The 5,580-nt window shown below is 57.9% G+C and carries 3 protein-coding genes; all 3 read left to right on the top strand.

The annotated features are described in order from the left end of the window. A partial coding sequence (rfbB, locus tag EOA60_RS16360; RefSeq protein ID WP_245502569.1) for a dTDP-glucose 4,6-dehydratase occupies positions 1–966 on the top strand: 966 nt, incomplete at its 5' end. Further along, complete coding sequence (gene rfbD, locus EOA60_RS16355; RefSeq protein ID WP_095823769.1) at positions 963–1,865, top strand: dTDP-4-dehydrorhamnose reductase; 903 nt, start codon at positions 963–965, stop codon at positions 1,863–1,865. The genes rfbB and rfbD, both read left to right, overlap by 4 nt. After that, positions 1,862–5,580 (top strand): glycoside hydrolase family 99-like domain-containing protein (locus EOA60_RS16350; protein WP_128311605.1); only part of this gene is annotated, 3,719 nt, incomplete at its 3' end. The genes rfbD and EOA60_RS16350, both read left to right, overlap by 4 nt.

Genomic DNA, 5,580 nt, shown 5'->3' with positions numbered 1-5,580 from the left:
ATTCTGCGCCGCGACGACATCGACATCGTCATGAACCTCGCCGCCGAGAGCCATGTCGACCGCTCGATCGACGGCCCCGGGGCCTTCATCGAGACCAACATCGTTGGCACCTACCGCATCCTAAACGCCGCGCTCGACTACTGGCGCGGGCTGTCGGGGGAGCGTAAGGCCGGCTTCCGCTTCCATCATGTCTCGACCGACGAGGTGTTCGGCGACCTTCCTTTCGACGGCGGCATGTTCGTCGAGGAGACGGCCTATGCGCCGTCCTCGCCCTATTCGGCGTCCAAAGCCGCTTCCGACCATCTGGTGCGCGCCTGGCACGAGACCTACGGCCTGCCGGTGGTGCTTTCCAACTGCTCGAACAATTACGGCCCTTACCATTTCCCCGAAAAGCTCATCCCGCTGGTCATCCTCAACGCGCTCGACGAGAAGCCGCTGCCGGTTTACGGCGCCGGCGCCAATGTGCGCGACTGGCTGTTCGTCGAGGACCACGCCCGCGCGCTGGAACTCGTGGCGACGAAAGGGCGGCCGGGCGAGAGCTACAATGTCGGCGGCAATTCCGAGCGCACCAATCTCGGCGTCGTCGAGACGATCTGCGATCTGCTCGACCGGAGGCGCCCGCGCGCCGGCGGCAGAAGCTACCGCGACCTGATCACCTTCGTCACCGACCGCCCCGGTCATGACCGCCGCTACGCGATCGACGCCTCCAAGATCGCGCGCGATCTCGGCTGGGCGCCGCGGGAGAATTTCGACAGCGGCCTGGCGAGGACGGTCGATTGGTATCTCGACAACAAATGGTGGTGGGCCCCGATCCGCGAGCAGCGCTACAATGGCGAGCGGCTGGGCCAGGGTCCAATGGAAAACGGCCCGATCGAGAACGGCCCGATGGAAGACGCGGCGATCGAAAACAGCCCGGTCAGGAAGGGCGGAAACGGGCAGGCCGAGAGCAGGGAGGGCGCCGCGTGAGGCTTGCCGTCACCGGACGCGAGGGCCAGGTTGCCGCCAGCCTGATAGAGCGGGGCAGCAAGGATGTCGAGGTCGTTCCCGTCGGCCGGCCGGCGCTCGACCTGGCGCGCCCCGAGACGGTGTTTGCGGCGCTGGCAGAGGCAAGGCCCGACATCGTGGTTTCGGCTGCGGCCTATACGAATGTCGACCAGGCCGAGGACGAGAAGGAATTGGCCTTCGCGGTCAACGCCACCGGCGCCGGCAAGGTGGCCGAGGCGGCAGCAGGGCTCGGCGTCCCCGTCATCCATTTGTCGACCGACTATGTCTTCGACGGCGCCAAGGACAGCGCCTATGTCGAGACCGACGCGACCGCCCCGCTCGGCGTCTATGGCGCCTCCAAGCTCGCCGGCGAAAAGGCCGTGGCGGCCGCCAACCCGCGCCACCTCATCCTGCGCACCGCCTGGGTCTACAGCCCGTTCGGCAGGAACTTCGTCAAAACGATGCTGAGGCTGGCTAGCGACCGTGACGAGATTTCGGTCGTCGCCGATCAATGGGGCAATCCGACCTCGGCGCTCGACATCGCCGACGCCATCCTGCATGCGGCGGCGAGGCTGCGAAACGACAAGAATTTCGCCGCCTTTGGTGTCTACCATCTGGCAGGCAGCGGCGAGACCAACTGGAGCGGCTTTGCCCGTCACATCCTCGACACAAGCCGGGCGTTTGGTGGCTCGTATGCGCGCGTGCGCGATATCGCGACAGTGGATTATCCAACCAAGGCAAGGCGGCCGGCCAATTCGCGGCTGTCGAGCGCGAGGTTTGCGAACGTGTTTGAGTGGCGAGCCCCGGAGTGGCGGGTCGCGGTGGAAAGCGTGGTTCGCCGGCTGGAGGGTGGCGAGACGAAACAGGCATTGAGTGCATGAACGAAAACCCGTCCCCCGAGCAATTGCACGGCGCGAAGCCGCAGCCGGCCGATCAAGTCGCGCCGAAGAAGCGCGCAGGCGCCAAGCCGGCGAATACCAAGTCAGCGAGGGCCAGGCCGGCTAAGCGCACCTGCATCATGGTGCTCGGCATGCACCGCTCGGGGACGAGCGCGCTGACGAGGGCGATCAGCCTGCTGGGCGCGGCGCTTCCCAAACAGGTCATTGCTCCGGACGAGAACAATGCCAATGGCTATTGGGAGCCGACCAGCCTCAATATGCTCAATGAAAAAATGCTCACCGAAGCTGGCAGTAGCTGGGATGACTGGCGGTCTTTCGATCTCGGTGGCCTCTCAAATACCAGGAAACAGTTTTTCAAGAACGAGGTCGCTCGAATTGTGGAGGCAGAGTACGGTGATGAGTCTCTAATCGTTTTAAAAGAACCGCGCATTTCAAGATTTGTTCCTCTCTACGAGGAAATCCTTGGCTCGATGAATTTCCAAATGCGCTACGTTCTAACCGTACGCAATCCGCTCTCAGTGATAGCGTCACTGAAGAAGCGCGACGGATTGACTCCTGCATACGCTTCGCTGCTCTGGCTCCGCTATGTACTGGATTCTGAATGGGCGACGCGTGGTGCGACGCGTGCCTTTCTTTCTTATGAATCCCTCGTCACTGATTGGTACCCCGCGATCGCAAGAGTTGACGAAACGTTGTCAATAGACTGGCCCAAGCCGCTCACCGAGGCGCGGGTAGAGATCGACCGATTTTTGTCCGCAAGGCATCAACATCATACGGCAACGACCGAACTTCTACTCGGAAACGACGAAATCGCAGACTGGGCCAAAGACACCTATCTGGCGGTTAGATCTCTTGAGAAAGATGCCAACGACGAGAGGACCCTCATAGGATTGGGCCAAATTAAGACCAGTTTCGATGCCGGCTCACGGCAATTCGGCGCAGCTTGCGTTCTTGAGTTGCATGCTAGACGGGCCACGTTTAGCGACAGAATCAAAACGTTGATAGATCAAAACGTTAGCGTCCAGGCCGAAGCTGATGCGTTGGCCGCGCAAAAAAATGCTCAATCCAAGTTACTCGCCCAGAAAGATAAACAAATTCTCGAATTGGTCGAGAGCGGGGATGCTGTCAAAGCGCGGTTGGGGCAAAGGCAACTGGCCGACTTGGAGATAGCGGCGTCGCTTGAGCGAGAAGCTATTCTAAAAAGGCGAGAGAATATAACTGTAAAAAACGAAAACCTTATAGCCGGCAGCAAAGAGGATTCGAGAAAAACTAAGGAGGAGGTCGAGGACAATAGAAGGAAGGTAGAGGAATTGTCTCAGAAATCAGTCTACATTGCGTTCTATCTACCTCAATTTTACCCCTTTCCTGAAAACGACGCTTGGTGGGGGAAGGGCTTTACCGAGTGGACAAATGTCACGAAGGCAGCACCTTTGTTTGAAGGACATTATCAACCGCAGTTGCCAACAGAACTCGGTTTCTATGATCTTCGAGTTCGCGAAACGCAGCATGAGCAGATAGCGCTAGCTCAGCAGTACGGTGTTGATGCGTTTTGCTTTCATTATTATTGGTTCAACGACGGCAAGCGGCTGTTGGATAAACCTGTCGATGCCTATCTCGCTGACAAAACGGCACGTATGCCCTTTTGTTTGTCTTGGGCAAACGAAAACTGGACGCGGCGCTGGGATGGTGCGGAGCAGCAGTTGCTGATCTCACAGGACTATCAGCCGGGGTATGAAGCCGGTTTCATCGAGAGTATAGCACCGTTCTTGCGCGATGACCGGTACCTTCGCGTCGAGGGTCGTCCAATTGTGCTCGTCTATCGGCCTCAGCAACTTCCGCAACCGGCGCAGGCCGTCGCAAAGTGGCGGGAGCACTGCCGCAAAATCGGTATTGGGGAAATCCACCTCGTCGCCGCGCTTACGCATGGAAATCTAGACTATGAAGGTCTTGGTTTCGATGCAGGGGTCGAGTTTCCGCCGCACAATATGATGGTGGAAAATATCAGCCACGAGGTTACGCCATTCCAACCCTTGGGTGGAATGTTCGTGAATTATGCCGATGTGGCTGGCGATTTCCTTCGACGTGATTACCGGAACAAGAAGGTCTATCGCACGGTGGTCCCGTCGTGGGACAACACTGCCCGTCTCGGCAGTCGTGCCGTAGCGATGCTTGGTGCAACCCCCGATAACTACGAGCGCTGGTTGAGGGCCGCAACGTCTCGCACTATAGCCGAGCGGGCCGCAACCGAACGCCTGGTTTTCATAAACGCGTGGAACGAATGGGCCGAAGGATGCCATCTTGAGCCCGACAGAAAATTTGGCCGCGCTTTTCTGGATGCTACCCTTCGAGTCAAGGAGAGCAGATCTGTCCTTGATGATGTTTTTGATCCCCATCCTTTCCGCTCTTCCGTGGACGAGAACAATTCCGTCGCGGTGTCGAGTAGCGCGATATGGGTGGAAGACGTGCCGAGCCAGCGTTTTGCCGCGATCAAGTTGAAAACACAGAGCCTGTTGAGTCACGCTCCGGTAGCTTACAAGATCGCCAGATTTGGCTTTCGAGCCGCTCGCGCCTTTGCGCGACCAACTCGGTCAATGTGGCGCCAGTTGTCAGCTTCACAACGCGTCCTTGCGGCATCTGCTACTGGGAGACAACATACTCTCCCGATGGCTCTGGAGACGGTCTCTCTTGGCCGATCGGCGCGAGAAGTCCAGAGTCGAACCGAGCTACTGGCTGCGAGGAACGACGCTATCCTGACCGCCTATCCCGGCAGGGCGGTCACTGGCAAACGGGTTGAGGTGACCGCCGGGAAGGATGCTACGAAGCGGAAGCGGCTGAGCGATCTCTTCGCAGAGAAGCATTTTGATGCAGTGCCGCTTCAATTTGGACGATTTTTAAATTGCGTGGCGCACGCGCGAGCCATCGGGGTAATTACTCAAGGCGGAGCGTTGGTTGAAGAGTCGATTCGCGTGTACCGGTACGTTTATCGAGATTTGAATCTTTTAGATTATCTGGACGAAGCGGACGAAAAGTACATTCTGTTATCAAATAAGTTCAAGTTCATAGATGAAGACGTCATCTTGCCGCTTCATTCAAGCTTTGCATTTGGCCACGTCATCTTTGATGTGGTTCCTCAGATTCTTTTTTGGGAAAAGGAGATCAAAGAGGGGCGTCTGAAGGTAGTGCTGCCGAATGATGCGCCGTTATGGGTGAGTGGCATCTTGGCCACCTGGGGGTACTTGCCGCACCATTTTCTGATCCTTCCCCATACCCCCTACCGATTCCGCTCTGCGATTGTCTGCAATGGCCTCACGACAAACACGACCTATTATCCTAACCCTGACGCTTTAGCGCAATATGCCACACTACCGGCTTTGCCCTGCGCGTCCAAGGCCCCGGCACTGATCTACTTGGCGCGGGACCGCGCCAACACCTACTCAAACCGCGTCATCGACAACGAAGCCGAAGTGATCTCAACGCTGGAGAACTTGGGCTTCACTGCCATAGATCCATCCAAGCTTCCTTACGTCGAACAGATGGGGTTGTTTCGAAGTGCCAAAATAATCGTTGGGGCGCATGGCTCGGCTTTCGCCAATGTGGTCTGGTGCCAGCCCGGCACCAAGTTGATCGATGTCATGCCCGACGATTGGGTCGGCTATTGGAACGACTACGGCATCACGGAAATGTGGCTGTCACGCAC

The sequence above is a fragment of the Mesorhizobium sp. M1A.F.Ca.IN.020.06.1.1 genome (genome assembly GCF_004023265.1).
GTDB lineage: Bacteria > Pseudomonadota > Alphaproteobacteria > Rhizobiales > Rhizobiaceae > Mesorhizobium.
Note: the sequence above shows the minus strand (reverse complement) of the source record. Positions and strands in the feature narration are given on the sequence as shown.